This is a genomic window from Streptococcus cristatus (genome assembly GCF_003943815.1).
Lineage (GTDB): Bacteria > Bacillota > Bacilli > Lactobacillales > Streptococcaceae > Streptococcus > Streptococcus cristatus_F.
In genome coordinates this window covers 65,595-83,653 of the sequence record NZ_RJNA01000008.1, presented here as the reverse complement: position 1 = coordinate 83,653, position 18,059 = coordinate 65,595, and the positions used below count along the sequence as shown (strand labels likewise).

15 protein-coding genes and 2 pseudogenes are annotated in these 18,059 nt (G+C 43.2%); all 17 read right to left on the bottom strand.

All coding sequences use genetic code 11. From position 1 onward, the window contains the following. Positions 1-656 precede the first annotated feature (656 nt). On the bottom strand, positions 657-1,367 hold the full coding sequence (locus tag D8872_RS06680; RefSeq protein ID WP_125390382.1) for an ABC transporter ATP-binding protein: 711 nt from the start codon (positions 1,365-1,367) through the stop codon (positions 657-659). Then, entirely contained in the window at positions 1,367-2,131 is a 765-nt protein-coding gene (locus D8872_RS06675) for an ABC transporter ATP-binding protein (protein WP_125390381.1), read from the bottom strand. Before D8872_RS06675 ends, D8872_RS06680 begins: the two co-directional genes overlap by 1 nt. Beyond that, positions 2,131-3,084 carry a branched-chain amino acid ABC transporter permease gene (locus D8872_RS06670; RefSeq protein ID WP_125390380.1) on the bottom strand — a complete coding sequence of 318 codons (954 nt, stop codon included), beginning with the start codon at positions 3,082-3,084 and terminating at the stop codon, positions 2,131-2,133. The genes D8872_RS06675 and D8872_RS06670 overlap by 1 nt, the downstream gene beginning before the upstream one ends. 3 nt (positions 3,085-3,087) lie before the next feature. Beyond that, positions 3,088-3,969, bottom strand: a complete 882-nt coding sequence (locus tag D8872_RS06665) for a branched-chain amino acid ABC transporter permease (RefSeq protein WP_005589506.1) — start codon at positions 3,967-3,969, stop codon at positions 3,088-3,090. Positions 3,970-4,108: 139 nt separating this feature from the next. Then, positions 4,109-5,269 carry an ABC transporter substrate-binding protein gene (locus tag D8872_RS06660; protein WP_061911462.1) on the bottom strand — a complete coding sequence of 387 codons (1,161 nt, stop codon included), beginning with the start codon at positions 5,267-5,269 and terminating at the stop codon, positions 4,109-4,111. 96 nt (positions 5,270-5,365) lie between these two features. Beyond that, positions 5,366-5,635 carry a DUF2129 domain-containing protein gene (locus tag D8872_RS06655; protein ID WP_061911464.1) on the bottom strand — a complete coding sequence of 90 codons (270 nt, stop codon included), beginning with the start codon at positions 5,633-5,635 and terminating at the stop codon, positions 5,366-5,368. A gap of 86 nt (positions 5,636-5,721) precedes the next feature. Beyond that, positions 5,722-6,312, bottom strand: coding sequence for an ATP-dependent Clp protease proteolytic subunit (locus tag D8872_RS06650; RefSeq protein ID WP_125390379.1), 591 nt, complete (start codon positions 6,310-6,312; stop codon positions 5,722-5,724). Between the two features lie 171 nt (positions 6,313-6,483). After that, entirely contained in the window at positions 6,484-7,113 is a 630-nt protein-coding gene (upp, locus tag D8872_RS06645; RefSeq protein WP_015605186.1) for a uracil phosphoribosyltransferase, read from the bottom strand. A gap of 144 nt (positions 7,114-7,257) precedes the next feature. Next, positions 7,258-8,766: a signal recognition particle-docking protein FtsY gene (gene ftsY, locus D8872_RS06635; protein WP_125390378.1), complete on the bottom strand. Its 1,509-nt coding sequence runs from the start codon at positions 8,764-8,766 to the stop codon at positions 7,258-7,260. Between the two features lie 3 nt (positions 8,767-8,769). Then, positions 8,770-9,588 carry a Cof-type HAD-IIB family hydrolase gene (locus D8872_RS06630; RefSeq protein WP_125390377.1) on the bottom strand — a complete coding sequence of 273 codons (819 nt, stop codon included), beginning with the start codon at positions 9,586-9,588 and terminating at the stop codon, positions 8,770-8,772. After that, positions 9,588-10,379, bottom strand: a complete 792-nt coding sequence (locus D8872_RS06625; RefSeq protein WP_015605189.1) for a Cof-type HAD-IIB family hydrolase — start codon at positions 10,377-10,379, stop codon at positions 9,588-9,590. The genes D8872_RS06630 and D8872_RS06625 overlap by 1 nt, the downstream gene beginning before the upstream one ends. 332 nt (positions 10,380-10,711) lie before the next feature. After that, a pseudogene (locus tag D8872_RS06620) lies at positions 10,712-10,939 on the bottom strand (nucleoside deaminase); the annotation flags it as partial. A gap of 4 nt (positions 10,940-10,943) precedes the next feature. Then, the gene (locus tag D8872_RS06615) at positions 10,944-12,239 is read right to left on the bottom strand and encodes a hypothetical protein (RefSeq protein WP_125390376.1); all 1,296 of its coding nucleotides are present in this window, start codon (positions 12,237-12,239) and stop codon (positions 10,944-10,946) included. Then, positions 12,226-12,910: pseudogene (locus D8872_RS06610) on the bottom strand (AI-2E family transporter); the annotation flags it as partial. The pseudogene D8872_RS06610 and the gene D8872_RS06615, both read right to left, overlap by 14 nt. 366 nt (positions 12,911-13,276) lie before the next feature. Continuing rightward, on the bottom strand, positions 13,277-16,813 hold the full coding sequence (gene smc / locus D8872_RS06605) for a chromosome segregation protein SMC (RefSeq protein WP_125390375.1): 3,537 nt from the start codon (positions 16,811-16,813) through the stop codon (positions 13,277-13,279). Next, a complete protein-coding gene (gene rnc, locus D8872_RS06600; protein ID WP_045501072.1) occupies positions 16,813-17,502 on the bottom strand; it encodes a ribonuclease III in 690 nt (229 codons plus the stop codon). The genes smc and rnc overlap by 1 nt, the downstream gene beginning before the upstream one ends. 145 nt (positions 17,503-17,647) lie before the next feature. After that, complete coding sequence (locus D8872_RS06595) at positions 17,648-18,007, bottom strand: DUF454 family protein (protein ID WP_125390374.1); 360 nt, start codon at positions 18,005-18,007, stop codon at positions 17,648-17,650. Positions 18,008-18,059 lie beyond the last annotated feature (52 nt).

The window sequence follows — 18,059 nt, the reverse complement described above, 5'->3', positions numbered from 1 at the left end:
AGACCCGAACAATTTTTCTTCACCCATATTTTACCATATTTTCGCTCGATGCTTAAAATGAAGAAATAGATTCAGAGAAGTGGCCGTTTGGAACTGTTACATCGCTTACTAGCACAGCACTTAAAAAATGGAAACTTCCACCAAAGAAAACTATACCACGAAACTCTAGCCTCATCTAAAAAGGGCCCAGCGAATTTTAAAAAACGTACAGTTGCCAATGCAACTCTTTGGTTGTAACCAAAAACGGCTATCGGCTTATCCAAACAAATAAATTTATCTTGAAAACAAAAAAGGTCCATTGGACCTTAATAAGCGAAAACTCGCTGCCGCGAGTTCCCATCTGCAACCTGAAACAATCTCCCAGATCTTGACGAAAACTCTATTTTCTTTATCTGTAACTTAAAAAGGTTCACTGGACCTTTTCAAAATGTTAAGTTACTACCGTAACTTTCTATCAACAACCTAAAAATGTCTCCCAGACATTTTGACGAAAACTCTGTTTTCTTTATCCGCAACTTAAAAAGGTCCACTGGACCTTTTCAAAATGTTAAGTTACTATCGTAACTTTCTATCAACAACCTAAAAATGTCTCCCAGACATTTTGAAGAAAACTCTGTTTTCTTTATCCGCAACTTAAAAAGGTCCACTGGACCTTTTTAACCACCTAGATATGCTTTGCGGACTTCGTCGGAAGTCAAAAGTTCTTGTCCAGTTCCGGACAGGACGATTTTGCCTGTTTCAAGGACATAACCGCGGTTGGCAATAGAGAGAGCCTTATTGGCATTTTGCTCAATCAAAAGAACAGTTGTACCCTGCTTTTGGATATCTTGAATGATATCAAAGATTTCTTGAATGAAGATTGGCGCTAGCCCCATTGATGGCTCATCCAAGAGCAAGAGCTTAGGAGTAGACATGAGCGCTCGACCCATAGCCAACATCTGCTGCTCACCACCCGAAAGGGTTGCAGCATCTTGGTTTTTACGCTCTTCCAAGCGTGGGAAACGAGAGAAGACCTTTTTGAGATTGGCTTGATTTTCTTCACGATTTTTCTTAAGAAAAGCTCCCATTTCAAGGTTCTCCAAGACAGTCAAACCAGGGAAAATATGGCGCCCTTCTGGAACCTGTGAAAGCCCCGCAGCCACAATCTTTTGAGCAGGCACTTTTTGAATTTCCTTACCTAAAAATTCAATCTTCCCAGCACTTGGGCGAACCAAACCAGAGATCGTGCGGAGGATAGTCGTTTTACCAGCACCATTGGCACCGATAAGGGAAACAACCTCTCCTTCGTTGACTTCAAAGCTGACATCACGGACAGCCTGAATCATGCCATAGTGGACAGATAGATTTTCAACTTTGAGCATGGACATTAGGCTTCACCTCCTAGATAAGCTTCAATAACGCGTTTGTCATTCTTAATCTCATCTGGTGTGCCGTGGGCAATCAAGCGACCGTACTCTAGTACGTAGATGCGCTCAGTTACTTCCATAACCAGACTCATATCATGCTCAATCAGCATGATGGTAATGTTAAATTCATTTTTAATCCGACGGATTAGGGCAGTCAGCTCAGCTGTTTCCTGTGGATTCATCCCAGCAGCTGGCTCATCCAAGAAGAGAATCTTAGGCTCTGTGGCAAGCGCACGGACAATCTCCAGACGACGCTGTTGACCATAAGCCAAATTTTTAGCTAAAGTTTCTGCTTCCTTATCCAAGTCAAAGATAGCCAGCAATTCCAGAGCTTTTACTTTCAATTCCTCTTCATTTTTATAAAATGCTGGAAGACGGAAGAAAGAGGCCAACACGTGAGGTTTATGGTGATTCCCGAAAGCAATCAATACATTGTCCAACACAGTCAAATCTTTAAAAAGGCGAATATTTTGGAAAGTCCGACTGAGACCCAGTGTTGCAATTTTGTAAGGTGTTTTGCCATTCAGCAAATGACCATCTAAAGTAACCGTTCCCTCACTCGGTTCATAAACACCTGTCAAAAGGTTGAAAAGAGTTGTTTTTCCAGCACCGTTAGGCCCAATAAGACCGACCAGTTCCCCTTCGTTCAATTCCAGAGTCACGTCACTAACAGCTGTTAGTCCTCCAAAATTTTTGGTTAATTTTTTCACATCAAGAAGTGCCATTATTCTTTGACCTCCTTATTCTTTTTAAAGAGCTTAGCCAAGCTAAATTCCCAAGTACCAAGCAAGCCGCCTGGACGGAAAATCATCACCAAGATTAAGGCAAGCGAATAAACAATCATCCGAACACTTGAGATATCTTGTAAAAGCATGTTGAGGATACCCAATACTACTGCCGCAACGATTGCTCCAGTCATTGATCCCAGACCGCCAAAAACGACGATAATCAAGACATTGATTGTATTGATAAAGGAATAGTCTTTTGGTACAACAGAGCCAACAAATCCAGCCTGCAAAGAACCTGCAATAGAAGCTGTAATAGCCCCAAAAACGAAAGCAATGACTTTAATTTTTGTTGTATTGACACCGACAGACTCTGCCGCAATCTCGTCCTCGCGAACAGACAAGGTGCTACGTCCGATAGGACTGCGGAGGAAGTTAAGAGTCAAAATAGTTGTAATTACGACAAAGACATAAACCAACTGCCAAGAGGTAAAGTTAGGAATGGATAGAATACCTGCCGCACCATTAGTCAGGTCGCCTCCATTGACAATCAAAATCCGGATAATTTCAGAAACACCCAGCGTCGCAATTGCCAAATAGTCTCCCTTTAAGCGCAGGGTCGGAATACCAACAAGCAGAGCTACTGCACCTGCAAGCACAGCGCCAACCAACATAGCAATAAAGAAAGTCCCATAGTTTGGAGATTTAGAGCCCATGATAGCTACTGCATAGGCACCAATGGCCATAAAGCCAGCATGCCCAAGCGAGAATTGCCCAGAAAAACCAACGATAAGATTGAGGCCAACAGCCAAGATAATATTAATCCCAATCTGCTCAAAAATTTGCAGATAGAAAGGATTGAGAATACCTGTGCTAGCAAGCACTGTCATCAATAGATAGCCAAAGAGGATCAGAGCAAGCCATAACGCATTTACTTTTAAATTATTTTTCATACATTACACCTTCTCTTTCACATTTTTACCTAGAATACCAGCTGGACGAACCAATAGAATGATAATCAAGATCGCATACACAATCGCATCACGGAAATCTGACAGTCCAACTGCTGTTGCAAAAGTTTCCAAGAGACCGATTACAAAACCACCCAAAGCTGCCCCTGGGATGATACCAATTCCGCCCAAAACTGCCGCAACGAAAGACTTGATACCTGGTGTCATTCCCATCAGTGGCTCAAGCGAGTTGTAATAAAGGGCAATCAGCACCCCTGCTGCTCCTGCCAAGGCTGAACCCAAGGCAAAAGTAAAACTGATCGTACGATTGACATTAATCCCCATCAGCTGGGCAGCATCACTATCCACGGAAACAGCCCGCATAGCTTTACCCATTTTCGTCTTTTGCACAATAAACTGCAAACCAACCATGAGTAAAATAGAAATTCCCAAAATCATTAGTTGAATATTGGAAATCGAAATTGGCCCAAGCGTATAACGCACTGTTTTAATCACTTGAGGGAAGGAGCGAGTATTGGCACCTACAAAGAAGACCATCCCGTACTCCAATAGGAAAGAAACCCCAATTGCTGTGATCAAAGCTGCAATCCGTGTTGAATTGCGCAAAGGACGATAGGCTAAGAACTCAATCACTACACCAAGGATCGCTGTCCCAACCATAGATAAAATAAGGGCTACAAAGAAGTTTAGGTGAAGGGTGTTAATTAGGTAATATCCCATAAAAGCACCAATCATATAAATGTCTCCATGCGCGAAATTAATCAGTTTGATAATTCCATAAACCATGGTATAACCCAAGGCCAGAAGCGCATAAACACTCCCCAAAATCAATCCATTAGCCAATTGCTGAAGAAATTGTTCGAGCATTCCACACCACTCTTTCTAATATAAAATAAGAGCAGAAACAACAATCTCAGACGAAGCCTTGTCTTGCCGTCTCTACTCAAACATCATAAGCAAGTAAGAAACAAGTCAAAGACTGGGTTTGTCCCCAGCCTCAGACCCTTTATTCAGGTTTAACTGTTTCAACAGTTTCTACTTTACCATCTTTCAAACCAATCATCAAGGCTGTCTTCACAGGATTGTGATCTTTATCGATGGTAATAGATCCAGTAACTCCTTCAAAGTCTTTTAACTTAGCAAGGTTATCTTTAATATCTACAGATGTTTTTGCACCCTTAGATGCTTCTGCTGCCATATAAACTGCGTCATATGAAAGGGCTGCAAACATTGAAGGTTCTTCGTTATATTTAGCTTTGTAAGCTGCAACGAATTTCTTCGCTTTATCTGTCATGTCACCTGAAGTTGAGAAACCAGATACATAATAAACATTAGTTGCTGCTGCTGGAGTTGCTTGCTCAACGAACTTGGCATCGCTAAATCCATCAGGTCCAACGATTGTTTGGTTGATTCCCAAACCACGCGCTTGGTTCACCAATTTACCAGCTTCTGTGTAATACCCCGGCACAATCAGTGCATCAAAGTCTTTACCTTTGATTTTTGTCAAAGCAGCTTGGAAGTCTGAGTCACCAGAAGCGAAAGTTTCTGTCGCAACGATTTCACCCTTGTATTCTTTCTTGAAAGCTTCTGCCATTCCTTTTGCATAATCGCTTGAATTATCATAGTAAAGAACGACTTTTTTAGCTTTCAAAGTATCAGTTACATATTTAGAAATGATTTTACCTTGGTAACCATCAGTAAAGGTTGCACGATACAAATAATCTTGTTTGTTTGTCAAATCATCTTGTGTAGCACTTGGTGTTACCAAAGGAACTCCTGCTTTACCAGCATTTGCAATTGCGGCAGCGACGGCACCTGAAGTTGCAGGACCAATGATTGTGTTAACTTTGTCTTGAGTTACCAAGCTTGTAGTAATAGTTGCGGCTTCTGCAGTTTCTGATTTGTTGTCTTTATCAGTTACTTCGATCTTTTTGCCGTCTACACCGCCAGCTGCGTTGATTTCATCAACAGCAAGTTGAGCACCATGTTGTTCTGCAGTACCGTAAGCTGCTACAGCGCCAGTTTCTTCAAAGTTGAAACCGAACTTAAGTGTTTTACCGATTTCTGTTCCAGTAGCAGATGAGTTGTTTGTAGAAACTTCTCCACAGGCTGCTAGAAGCGCAGCACTAGCAAAAGCTACAAGTGAAAGTGCAAATTTTTTCTTCATGAATAATCTCCTCTATTTTTTTTGCTTTGTTTGCAAATGATATAGTAAGAATATACCGAATTATCTGACAATTGTCAACCCAAAGAAGCCATTTTTTTAAATAATAGCGTTTTCTTGGTTTCTAAATAAACTTCCAACAAAATCCGTATCCAGATTTTGGATCTCGCAAGTCTGGATTTTTTTGATATAGGACTCTTTTGACAGGCTCTCCTTCAGAGAATCTGCCTGATCTTTTGCCACATAAAGCTGCAAATAACGGTGTTTCTTAGAATGATAAATAATATCTCCAACATGAGCCAGCTTCTTGGCATCGCGATTATAGTATAGATGAATGATGAAGCCCATTCGTTCCTCTTTTTTAAACATGACAATCCTCTCTGGTCATTTGTACTCTATTTATTATATCAAAAAAAGCCCGCAAATGGGGCATTTTTCGTAGCTATAAATGAAAACTAGCTAAGATTATTATTAGCCATGATTTCATCGATGAAACCATATTCTAAGGTTTCTTGGGCACTCATCCAGTAATCACGTTCTGCATCTGTATGAATTTGCTCAACCGTTTTACCAGAATTGTCTGCAAGAATTTGCTCCAAGGTCTTACGAGTCTTGAGCAAATGCTCTGCTGCAATGGCCATATCTGTTTGCTGAGTACCGCCACCAGTACCACCCATTGGCTGGTGAATCATATACTCTGCATTTGGAAGCATGAATCGTTTGCCCTTAGCACCGCTAGAAGCAATGATGGTTCCCATGCTGGCTGCCATTCCCATGACAATCGTCTGCACATCAGACTTAATAAAGTTCATGGTATCTACAATCGCCAATCCCGCTGACACAGAGCCACCCGGAGTATTAACATAAAGATAGATGTCCTTGGTGCTGTCTTGTGCATCTAGGAAAAGCAATTGCGCAATAACAGAATTAGCCATATTGTCCTCAACAGGACCCGTCAGCATGATAATACGGTCTTTTAAAAGGCGTGAGTAAATGTCATAAGAACGCTCACCACGGCTGGTTTGTTCAATAACTACAGGAATCATGAATATTTTCTCCTTCATTCGATCTATTCATTATTATAGCCTTTTGGTCAAAAAAGGTCAAATATTTGCTTTATCTATCAGATGACAGAGAACAGCGCTGAGATTATCTTTGGATTAGAAAGTACAAATCCACCGGTTTGGCAGAACTTTCCTTTTTGAAACTTCTAGCTATTATTTTGTACCAAAGAGGCGGTCACCAGCATCTCCGAGACCTGGAACGATGTAGCCGTGTTCATTAAGATGATCATCAAGGGCAGCGGTGAAAATATCAACATCAGGGTGAGCATCCTGCAAGGCTTTGACACCTTCTGGAGCAGACACCAAGCAGACAAATGTGATGTTGCTTGCGCCACGTTTCTTCAGAGAATCCACCGCCAAAATAGCAGAACCACCCGTAGCCAACATTGGATCGACAACAAAGATTTGACGTTGATCAATGTCTTCTGGCAATTTTACCAAATATTCAACTGGCTTCAAGGTTTCTTCATCACGGTACATTCCGATGTGGCCGACTTTAGCGGCAGGAACCAAGCTCAGGAGACCATCCACCATACCGATACCAGCCCGCAAGATTGGAACAATAGCCAATTTTTTACCTGCAATCTGCTTTTGAACTGTTTTCGTAATTGGTGTTTCAATTTCTACATCTTCAAGTGGTAAATCGCGCAAAACTTCGTATCCCATCAGCATTGCGATTTCATCTACCAATTCACGAAAAGCTTTAGTAGAGGTATCTGTACGACGCAAGATAGACAATTTATGCTGAATGAGTGGATGAGCGATAACTTCAAGTTTTCCCATGATTGGTTTTCCTTCTTTCAATTTATTCTTCTTATTATATCAAAAAAGAAGAAAAAAGGCTTGCAACAAGCAAACCTTTTCATCTATTTTGATTACTTTTTGATAGAAGAGTTTGATTTCAATTTAGGCTTTATTGATAGACTATTACACCAAACCTTCTAGGAGGCCTCTCATAAAGTTCTCAGAATTAAACTCGCCGATGTCGTCAATTTTCTCGCCAAAACCAATCAGCTTCACTGGAATATCCAATTCCTGACGAATGGCAAGAACAACACCACCGCGCGCAGTTCCGTCAATCTTAGTCAGGACAATACCTGTCACAGGCGTAATTTTTGAAAATTCTTTGGCCTGAACCAGTGCATTTTGACCAGTGGAAGCATCCAAGGCTAGGAAGGTTTCGTGCGGCGCTGCTGGGTCTACCCGCTTGATAATGCGACCGATTTTTTCAAGCTCTGCCATGAGATTGTCCTTATTTTGCAAGCGACCAGCTGTATCGATCATGAGAATATCAACATTTTCAGCCTTGGCTCTTTCCAAACCGTCAAACACGACACTGGCTGGATCGCTCTTTTCTGGACCAGTTACAACAGGCACATCGACTCGGCGCCCCCACTCGGCCAACTGGGCAACGGCTCCAGCTCGGAAGGTGTCCGCTGCCACCAGCATAACTTTTTTACCTTCTTGCTTGTATTTATAGGCCAATTTACCGATTGAGGTCGTCTTCCCTACGCCATTTACACCGACGAAGAGCATGACAGTCAGACCGTTTTGGAAATTGATTTTTTCATTGAAACGGCCATCTTTCTCATAAATATCGACCAATTTTTCAATGATGAGTTGGCGCAAGGCGTCTGGTTTCTTAGCATTTTCTAGACGTGCTTCATAGCGCAAGTCCTCAGTTAGGTTAGAAGCTACCTGCACACCGACATCACTGGTAATCAGCAATTCTTCCAAGTCTTCAAAGAAATCTTCGTCAACTGAGCGGAAATTAGCAAAGAAGGCATTGAGGCGAGCACCAAAGCCAGTCCTCGTCTTTTTAAGACTGCGGTCATACTTGTCTTGGACACTCTCTTCTTGGTATTCAGTAGAACTTTTAGCTGTTTCTGCGGGAGCCAGCTCTTCCGTCGACTCTTCATCATGCTCGGTCGAGTCTACTTGTGAAGAAGTGCCTGCTTCCTGCTCACTAGATACTTCTTGCTCTGGTTCGTGGTTGATTTGCTCTCTTGCTGCAGCTAAACGCTCCTGCAATTCTTGGTAATAATCTCTGCTTTCAGTCGCTACTTCTGATTCGCTACTGCTTTCCAGAGCTTGATTTGCTGAAGTTTCAGACTGCTCTTCTGCCTCAGCCAAAACTTGTTCAGGACTTTCCTGATCTTCAAGCATTGGTTCAGATAAGTCAGCTTGTTGAGCAGTTGGGACAAATTCCTGCTCAGAAGTTGCTGAATCTGAGGACTCTATTTTCTCTTCTGACACAGATTCTACTATCGAAGTTTCCGCTGTTTCTTCATTAGAAGCAGCAAGGGGCTGGAAGTCTGTCTCAGATGGAACTTCAATCTCTGTAGTCTGATAACTCTCCTCTGCCTGTTCCTCTATCTGGGGCTTTTCTTCAAGTTCCTCTTTTTTACGTCCAAAAAGACGGTCAAATAATCCCATTCTTTAGTTCTCCTTCAATACATATTTCCGAATGGCCCAAGCAACTGCATCTTCATCATTGGTCATCGGAGTGACAACTTCTGCGACTTCCTTGACTTCTGACACGGCATTTTGCATGGCTACTCCTAGACCGGCCCAAGCAATCATTGACAAATCATTGGCTTCGTCACCGCAGGCCATAACTTGGCTTTTATCAATTCCCAAGTGGGCAATCAGTTTCTCCAAACCAGTCGCCTTGTGGACATTTTTCGGTGACCATTCCAGCAACATTTCCCGTGATTTGAAAATTTCATACTGGTCAAACAGTTCGGGCGAAATGTGAGGAATGGCTGCATCCAGCGGTTCCTGAGCAAAGGCTGTAACGCATTTATTATAGGTAATCTGGCTAGAAAGGTCTTCAAAAGCAATGGATTCAAAGTTCAGAACTGGATTAAACTCCGCATAGAGCGATGCTTGGTCTGATTGAATCTGATAAACCAAGCCCCCATCAATCGCATCCAGAGGCAGACCCAATTTCTCAGTCTCTTCATAAATTCTAGCTACATCATCGTAGGCAAAGACCGTTTTATCTAAAATTTCTCCTGTATTGCGCTGAACCAAACCACCATTAAAGGTAATGGTGTATTCATCTACCTGACCATCAGTGCCCAGCTCATGCAGGAAAAATTCCATAGCCTTAAGCGGACGCCCTGTGGTCAATACAATTTTGACACCCTGCTGTTGAGCCGCTTTGAGCGCTGCTAGATTCTCTTCAGAAATCTTTTTATCCGTGGTCAAAAGCGTCCCGTCCAAATCCAAAGCAATCAATTTAATATCAGCCATTACAAGCCCTCCATATAAGTCATAACAGATTGGGCCGCATGGTGGCCAATCACTTCTTTCGCAACTGCCAAAATTTCCGGCCGTGCATTTTCTGGTGCAATCGGGTGTCCTACCACCTGCATCATATGCAGGTCATTGAGGTTATCACCAAAAGCCATGACCTGATCCATCTCTAGGCCTAACTTCTTAGCCAGCTCGACAAGAGCCACACCTTTATCCACATAGTCCAGCACGATATCAATCGATTTATAGCCTGTTGTCATCGCCTTGACACCTGCGACATTTTCATTGACCCAGGCTTCGCCGTCGGCCACTGTTTCTTCGCTGAAATTGGTCGTGAATTTAAAAATCTCGTCTGTAATCTCACTAAAATCAGCAACTTTTTGGATATTTTCATTATAATTAGCGCTGAAAGAGAGATAAGTCGGATCTACTGTCTCTAGCACATAACAGCCTTTTTTCCCTGTCAGAAGCAACTCATTGATATTGACAAAAGGCGACTCCTTAAGCTTGTCAAATACCTTTAGATAAAATTCTCTTGGCATGGTTGCTTCGTATAGATCTTTTCCTTGAAACTCTACTAGGCTACCATTTTCTGCGATAAAGATAATATCATCCCGAACTTCATGAAAGAGCTTCTCAAGAGAGAGAATCCCTCGACCACTGGCAACAGCAAAGTAGATGCCCTTTTCTCTAAACTGAGCTAGCAGGTGCTTGAGCCGCTCCATATCAAACTGACCCTTGTCATCTAAAAAAGTCCCGTCCATATCTGTGGCAATGAGTCTTATCATACAATTATCTCCTTTTTTGAATTAGGGGTGTGCAAAGGGCATTTAGGGTATGCATCTTTTAAGGATTTAGGCAACCCCCATCATTTCTCATCTCTGTTAATCCTTTATATTATATCATAAAACTAACACTTCATTCCACAGATGAAAAACAGTCAGATCATATTTCTATGACCTGACCGTTTTTGATATTGTTTATACTATATCTATTTACTTTTTTATTTTATAAAATAACATCACATAAACTTTTTATATATTTAGTTATCCTAAATTCAATTTATGTTTTGCTATTTGGCAAATACGTTCTGGCGAAGCGTGGTCTACAAACTGACTTAGCAGTCTTCGAGTCGCCAGCTTCCAAGGTGTTGGTTTGCCTGGCGAATGGCTTTGATTTCGGCGTGCAGCGTGGCGTCTTGTTCCTTTTCACGTAAGTTATGACCACGCCCAATAATTTCACCATTCAAGACCACGACAGCCCCGATTGGCACTTCCGCTTGGTCATAGGCTTTCTGCGCTTCCTTCAACGCTTCCCTCATAAAGAATTCTTTTTCATGAAGTTCCATGTTCTTACTGATAGACGCGCTTCGTCACGACTAGACTATGCGGTCTCTCAAACTCCTTATCTAAGTAATCTTGGTACGTTCCTGGTGAAATAAATCCTCGGGCGCTTAAAATATCGGTGCCTGCTGTCCCGACAATCGTATCGGCTAGCAATACACAGTTGGTACTCATCACAAAATACGTCTTGAATTTTGAAGAGGTAAATTTATACAAGAGTGCATCTGCTTCTTGTTTGAGCTTGTAGGCATACATTGGTTCTTCTTTGTCGATTCCAGGATGCTTAGGTTTCACCATTTTCGGTGGATCCCAAGGCACTGTCAGCGACATCAATTTGGCGATTTCCTTATCGATGGCCGCGAGTTGTTCTGGAGACAAGGCAAGACCATATCCCAGTAGGGTCTTATGATTTTCGCGTTTACAAAATTCGATGTATTTTTCACGGTCGGCACTGAAAAGTACCCCGTCCCCCATCGTTCCAAAGAGGCGCTCCGAATTCGTATCGTAGTTTCCGAATGAAATAATGCGGCCCTTATAACACAGGTCGACATGCCCGATGGCTCCAAACCCGTCTTTTGTGACATGAATAAACATCTCTAAGTTTGGTTCTGCATTTTCTTTGGCACGGTCGTAAATTTCTGAAGCCGTTTCGCCTTCTCCAAGTTCCAACGCATCATTAATTTTTTGTAAGGTTACTCGAGGAATCAGTGCAGCAAATACAAGCGGCATCCCACGACGCAAGCGTCTGCGAAGGACTTTCTTTCCAACTTCGGCCTCGAAGAACCAGCCGTCCCGAATATTGCTAATCCCATACCCGATAAAATAGAGCGAAAGGAAGAACATTTGCAAATTGCCGTCGCCCCCAAGAGAAATTAAAGTGGCTACCCCGACAACTGAAAGCCAAATGGTATCAAAGAGCAAGCGAAATCGCGGGCGAATATCATCGTTGACATAAATATAGTATGTCACACCACTAATTCCCGCCTTCATCACTTCATTGAGTCCCATCAAGATGCTTACAATCGCAATCGGCAATGACAGGAAGAATTGATTTCCTGCTAAAAATCCGTAAAGGGAAAATTTCCCTATATTCAGCCATAACGGGTCTTTAGATGCCGCTTTACTAAACCAACGGAATAAGAAATTCCATAGTTCACGGGCCCATAAGAATGTTAAAAACAGACGTAACATCAATTCTGGGAAGCTTGGTCCGAATATAAGGAGCAATATCCCAGCAACAAGGAACGCAATCCCTTCAAAGAGGAGCTTTTTCCCCGTAATCCCTAAGTCGCTAATTTTCTTCATCAATAATACCTCCTACAGCTACCACTGGAGCAGCTTGTTCATGTTTCTCCATCCATTCTTTCACGAGACGGTAAATCACGGCAAAGATTGGTGTGAAGAAAATCATTCCTACTAAACCAAAGAGATTTCCACCGATTAACGTAGTAGCAAGGGTTAGAGCCGTTGGCAACCCTACGGAACTGCCGACAACCCTAGGATAGACGACATTGCCTTCCACTGTTTGAACGACCATAAAGACGACAACCGAAATGAGTGCTTGAATTGGGCTTTCTGTAAAGATGAAGAGCATTACGATTCCGCACGCCATAAACGGCCCGATATTCGGAATGAACGAGAATACTCCGGCCAGCACCCCAACAAGTCCTGCATATGGCAACCCTACAAGAGAGTATGCGGCAAAAATCATAACCCCAACAATTCCCGCCTCGATGATTTGACTCATCAAGAAACGGTCATACGTATCCACGATGACTTCCCCGACATAAGAATGTGCTCAATTTTGTCTTTTAGCAACACCACATTGAGAATGCGAAGCGTTAAACGTGCGAGTATTTCCTTACTTACGAGAATATTAATCATGAAGAAAATCCCCATAATCACAGAGAACACATTTGAGAAGAGCCTATAATATTCGTTGTAAATCCGCCAAGGAATGTAATGACAGACGATATACGCTTTTGTATTATCTATAACCTAGTTTATTTCCATCAACATACCTGTGCCTTCAAATTATTTTTTATTTATTATCCTCATTATACCAAGAATTCTCACAATTTACTATAACTCCTACTTTCTATTGACGAAAGAAATGTTATTATGCAGTTATACTGCCTCAAGATGATTGACTTTCGAAACATGCAATTTAACGTTTAACAAATCAAGGGTGTCTCCATAGAATCAAAGTATTTCTGATACCCATTTCCTTCTATCTATAGACAGTAAAAAGCCTTGAAACAACTTATTCAAAGGCTTTCTTAGTATTCTATTGTATCAATTACCTTATTCCGATTTCTGTTGCTACTAATTTTATACTCATACTATAAACTTTCTAAATCTTTTAACTTGACCGACACAATCTTGGAAACTCCTGACTCCTGCATGGTTACTCCATAGATGGAATCTGCCGCAGACATGGTTCCCTTACGGTGGGTCACAACGATAAACTGGCTTTCTTTGTCAAAGCGATTGAGATAATCCCCAAAGCGCTTGACATTGGCCTCATCCAGAGCTGCCTCAACTTCATCCAAGATAACAAACGGAATGGTCTTGACGCGGATGATGGAGAAGAGAAGGGCTAAGGCTGACAGGGCTTTTTCTCCACCACTCATAAGATTGAGAGATTGGATTTTCTTGCCCGGAGGCTGAACCGAAATCTCTACCCCAGCTGTCAGCAGGTCGCCTTCTGTCAAGATCAGGTCAGCTGAACCGCCGCCAAACATCTGGCTAAAGGTCAGCTTGAAGCTTTCACGAATGGCTTCAAAGGTTGTTTGGAAACGTTCCTTGACTTCGTCATTCATCTCTTCAATGGTTTCCAAGAGAAGATTTTTGGCTGAGAGGACATCGTCCCGCTGACTTTTGAGGAAATTCAGTCGGTTGCTGACTTCTTCAAATTGTTCTACTGCTTCCAGATTGACCGGTCCCAAAGCACGAATAGCCTTTTCTAAGTCTTTGACTTGGGCTTCTGCAGCTGCAAGATTTTCCAAAGAACGCGCTCTTTGATCAGCCTCTTCAAAGCTGATCTGGTAATTATCCGTCAGATTAGTCAGCAGACGACGCAAGGCATCTGAAAATTTCTCTTTTTCAGCCTCTGCCTTGGCCTGACGGCGGATCAAGCTCTCATTTTGCTGACGGGCTTGGTCTAAATGCCCTAGAATATCCTCGGACTGCCCCTCTAAGTCGTCCAGCTCAAATTTAAGTCGGATGAGGCTCTGATCCAAGTCTTTCTTTTTCTCTTGGGCAGTCTTAAGCTGTTCTTCCAAGACGGAAATATCCACCTTCTGGCTGACCGCTGCTTCTTTTTGCTCTATCAAAAGCTGCAAAGTCGCAACTTCCTTGTCCAAGGCAGCCTTCTCCTCTAGCAAACGCGACAAATCATTCTTCTCAAAGCGCTGGCTAGAAGTCAGCTCCGTGCTCTTCAATTTCAGTTCAGACAAGTTAGCCGATAGCTGATCGAAGCGATCCTGAACAGCGTTTTTATTCGACTTGAGTTGCTCAATTTCAGCAGTAATAGCTGTTTTTGCAGCCTCAATAGCCGACAGCCGCTCTTCCATTTTTTTCTTTTCAGCAAGCCCTGCAGTCTCAGACTGGCTAGCCAAATCTTGCTCCTGCAATTGCTCTAGCTGGCTGAGTTCTGCAACCCGCTCTGCAACCTGTTCGTAGGCCAACTTGACTCTTTGCTCCGTCAAGCGAGCTTGCTCACCCTCAGACTTGATAGCTTCCAAGGCTTGCTTAGCCTCTGATAGCTGAGACTGCAAGCTTTCGACTTGCTGCTCCTGAGCTTTCAGCTTCTGGGACTGCCGCTCCATTTCTCCAAGCAGGCTGTCCAGTTCCGGCTTGATAAAGATTGTGTTATTATTGCGATTAGCTCCTCCGGCATAAGAACCGCCTGTGCGCAGTTCCGTACCGTCCAGCGTTACAATTCTGACTTGGTAACGAACCTGACGAGCAGCTGCACGCGCATGTTCAATCGTATCAAAAATAGCGGTTGTTCCCAGCAGATTTTGGAAAATATTCTCCAAACCTGCCTCATAGGTCACCAGCTCCGAAGCCAAACCTAGGAAGCCTGGACTAGCCTCAATTCTGGATTGATTTTGCTCGGGAAGTTGACGAGCTTTGATAGTCGTGAGAGGTAGGAAGGTAGCCCGACCAGCTCGATTTTTCTTAAGAAAATCAATGGCTCTGGTCGCTGCTCCCTCATCCTCAACGATGATATGCTGGCTGCTTGCCCCCAGCGCAATTTCCAAAGCAGTCTGGTAATGAGGATCGAAGCTCAATTTCTCGCTAACCGCTCCAACAATACCACCCAGACGATCAGCCTCCTGCAAAACACTTTTCACACCTGCATAAAAATTGCTGTGATTTTTGAGGATGGCTTCTAAACTGGCTGCACGGGCTTTTTTATTTTTCAAATCATCCAGCAGGGCAAACATGCTGGTCTGCTCATTTTGATAAGCAGTCGCCAACTTCTCAACCTGCTTCTGCTGCTCCTGATACTGATCTAGCAAGGCTCTGAGGGCAGTCTGAGCCTCTTCTAATTCTGCCTGTCTAGCCACTTCTTCTTCCCTAACAGCTTTTAAATCAGCCTGCAGTTTGCTAAACTCAGCCTGTTTGCTGGCCGCTTGGATCCGCTCATTCTCCAGACGATTTTCGAGCGAGGTCAAGTCGTTAGACAGATCTGCTTCTTCTTGCATGAGCTTGACGTAACGATCCCGCAGATTTTCAATCAACTGATCTGGGTCATCTGAAAAGTCCGCCAATTCTGCTTCCAACTGGCTCATAGCCTCTTGATTTTCTGTCAACTGGACTGCTAAATCAGCCAGATGATCTTCCTTGGAGGAAATATCAGCTGTCAGCTGCTGGCTTTTTTCTCTCAACCCAGCCAAGCGTTCTTCATTTTCCAAACGGCTGCTGGCCGCCTGACTAGATTCCAGCTTAGCTAGGTCTATCTGGCGTTCCAAATCACTGATCAAACGCGTCAACTCCAAAAGACTGGCCTGATCGTCAGACAGTTTTTGATTCACTTCCTGACGTTTAACCTTAATCTCTTGGTTTTCACGCTCCAATTCATCCCGTTTCGTATAATAGGCCGCTAGTTCCTGCTTGATACTCTCCAAATCAGCTTCTGCCGCCGTCAAATCAGTTTTATTCGCCTTGATTTGAGCCACCAAGACATCCAGATAAAGCTCCTGACGCTCATGATCCAGTTCTAAAAAGCGCTTGGCCGTCTCAGCCTGCTTTTCCAGTGGCTTGACTTGACTATCCAGCTCGTAGATAATATCTTCCAAGCGATCCAAATTGTCTTGAGTCTGCGCTAGTTTGCTTTCTGTTTCCTTGCGACGGGTCTTATATTTGAGCACTCCGGCCGCTTCTTCAAAAATAGCCCGACGCTCCTCTGGCTTACTGTTAAAGATTTCCTCGACCTTTCCTTGGGAAATAATGGAGAAAGAATCCCGTCCCAGTCCTGTATCCATGAAAAGGTCATGGACATCGCGCAGACGGACCTTTTTGCCGTCAATCTTGTACTCGCTATCACCACTGCGATAGATATGGCGCTCGACGCGGATTTCCTTGCTTGCTTGCTTGATAAACTGATCCTGATTATCCAAAACCACAACGACCGAAGCATAGTTGAGGGGCTTGCGGTTCTCCGTCCCTGCAAAAATGACATCGGGCATCTTGCCACCCCGCAGACTCTTGACACTCGACTCACCCAGAGCCCAGCGCAGGCTCTCTGTAATGTTGGACTTGCCTGAGCCATTGGGACCAACAACAGCAGTCACACCTTGGTCAAAAACCACCTTGGTCTTATCTGCAAATGACTTGAAGCCCTGAATTTCAATTTCCTTTAAAAACATTAGTGACTTTCCTTTTCAAATGCATCCTTGGCAGCTTCCTGCTCAGCCAGTTTCTTAGAACGGCCTTGTCCCTGACCCGCTTTCTGACCATTGATTAACACAGCCACAGCAAAGTTCTTAGCATGGGCTGGCCCTGTCTCATCTGTAACCTGATAGACAATCTCCACATCCCCATTAACCTGTAGGAGTTCTTGCAGCTTAGTCTTATAGTCAGTCACCTGCTCAAAGTCACCTGCTTCTACCTTGGGAATCATGACTTGGTAAATAAAGTCTTTGACAGTCTCCACATCCTTATCCAAAAGAAGGGCACCCAAAAAGGCCTCAAATAAGTCACCCAGAATGGTATCGCGATTGCGGCCTCCTGACTTTTCCTCACCGCGACCCAGCTTGATAAACTGATCGAACTGACAGTCCCGTGCAAAGCCAGCCAAACTCTCCTCCCGAACAATCATGGACCGTAGTTTTGACAAATCTCCTTCTGGTTTTTTGGGGTATTTTTTATATAAATACTCAGAAATAATCAGCTGCAGAACAGCGTCTCCTAAAAATTCCAGGCGTTCATTGTGTGAAATTTTTAAGAGGCGGTGCTCATTGGCATAGCTGGTGTGAGTAAAAGCGGTCTCTAGCAGACTACTGTCTTCAAACACCAGCCCAAACTGCTCCAGCAGTGCATCTTTTAATTGTTCCATAGTTTCTTTTTCATGCTAGGCCAAGGCAGAGCATGAGTCCAATCCATCCTTTCTAAAATGATGTTCTTTGTGAACTATCTACCATTATACCAAAAAACAAGTGCCAACGCACTTGTTTACTTGTCTTCTTAGCGTAATTCCCGGTCTATTCCTTATCTGGGATGACTTTGAAAAGGTAATAAGTAATAAAGATTGTCAGGGCGAACAAGAAAATTTTCACCCAAATAATGGGCGCGAAGGTAATAGAAATTCCCATCAAGATATAGATGGACACGATAATCTTTTTCTTGCGCTCTTTGGCAATCGAGCCTGTCTCCCGAAAATCTGCGACATAGATTTGATACATTTTGGTGTGATAAAGCCAATTCTCAATCCGCTTGGAGCTGCGTGAAAAGCAGGCGATGGACAAGAGAAGAAATGGTGTCGTCGGCAGGAGAGGAAGAAAAATCCCCAAAACTCCTAACCCTAAAGATAAGAGACCTACCACAAAGTAAATTGGCCGCATACAAGCTCCTTTCCGATATTTAAGAATCACTTAAGTTCATTCTCTGACTAAG

Excerpts from the sequence above, each read along its gene's own strand:
- D8872_RS06680 (WP_125390382.1), bottom strand. The coding sequence starts at position 1,367 with ATGTCCATGCTCAAAGTTGAAAATCTATCTGTCCACTATGGCATGATT.
- D8872_RS06675 (WP_125390381.1), bottom strand. The coding sequence starts at position 2,131 with ATGGCACTTCTTGATGTGAAAAAATTAACCAAAAATTTTGGAGGACTA.
- D8872_RS06670 (WP_125390380.1), bottom strand. The coding sequence starts at position 3,084 with ATGAAAAATAATTTAAAAGTAAATGCGTTATGGCTTGCTCTGATCCTC.
- D8872_RS06665 (WP_005589506.1), bottom strand. The coding sequence starts at position 3,969 with ATGCTCGAACAATTTCTTCAGCAATTGGCTAATGGATTGATTTTGGGG.
- D8872_RS06660 (WP_061911462.1), bottom strand. The coding sequence starts at position 5,269 with ATGAAGAAAAAATTTGCACTTTCACTTGTAGCTTTTGCTAGTGCTGCG.
- D8872_RS06655 (WP_061911464.1), bottom strand. The coding sequence starts at position 5,635 with ATGTTTAAAAAAGAGGAACGAATGGGCTTCATCATTCATCTATACTAT.
- D8872_RS06650 (WP_125390379.1), bottom strand. The coding sequence starts at position 6,312 with ATGATTCCTGTAGTTATTGAACAAACCAGCCGTGGTGAGCGTTCTTAT.
- upp (WP_015605186.1), bottom strand. The coding sequence starts at position 7,113 with ATGGGAAAACTTGAAGTTATCGCTCATCCACTCATTCAGCATAAATTG.
- ftsY (WP_125390378.1), bottom strand. The coding sequence starts at position 8,766 with ATGGGATTATTTGACCGTCTTTTTGGACGTAAAAAAGAGGAACTTGAA.
- D8872_RS06630 (WP_125390377.1), bottom strand. The coding sequence starts at position 9,588 with ATGGCTGATATTAAATTGATTGCTTTGGATTTGGACGGGACGCTTTTG.
- D8872_RS06625 (WP_015605189.1), bottom strand. The coding sequence starts at position 10,379 with ATGATAAGACTCATTGCCACAGATATGGACGGGACTTTTTTAGATGAC.
- D8872_RS06615 (WP_125390376.1), bottom strand. The coding sequence starts at position 12,239 with ATGAAGAAAATTAGCGACTTAGGGATTACGGGGAAAAAGCTCCTCTTT.
- smc (WP_125390375.1), bottom strand. The coding sequence starts at position 16,813 with ATGTTTTTAAAGGAAATTGAAATTCAGGGCTTCAAGTCATTTGCAGAT.
- rnc (WP_045501072.1), bottom strand. The coding sequence starts at position 17,502 with ATGGAACAATTAAAAGATGCACTGCTGGAGCAGTTTGGGCTGGTGTTT.
- D8872_RS06595 (WP_125390374.1), bottom strand. The coding sequence starts at position 18,007 with ATGCGGCCAATTTACTTTGTGGTAGGTCTCTTATCTTTAGGGTTAGGA.